This window comes from Aeromonas sp. 25-AL00135, assembly GCF_054052385.1.
On sequence record NZ_JBSTYQ010000059.1, the window covers coordinates 1 to 245 of the forward strand.

The following is a 245-nucleotide window of genomic DNA, read 5'->3' on the forward strand; positions in this document are numbered from 1 at the left end:
GCTCCCTATAATGCGCCCCTACCAGCACGGCGGAACACGCCGAACTGATGAGCCAGCTTCCTAGTGAAGTGGGCGCCGAAAGAAAAGCGAAAACAATCGCTTGACTTTCGAAGTGAGAAGCGTAATATGCGCCTCCTCAACGCGACAAGCGTGACGCTCTTTAACAATTTGAATCAAGCAATCTGTGTGGGCACTCACAGCATCGAACATCAAAAACAATTTTTGATTTTCAATGTCTGGTGAAG

At 48.2% G+C, this 245-nt stretch carries 1 protein-coding gene; it reads right to left on the minus strand.

Annotated elements, in window-relative coordinates; all coding sequences use genetic code 11:
- Positions 1–60: 60 nt before the first annotated feature.
- The coding region (locus tag ACW5XC_RS20470) for a hypothetical protein (RefSeq protein WP_236367696.1) at positions 61–245 on the minus strand (185 nt) is incomplete at its 5' end.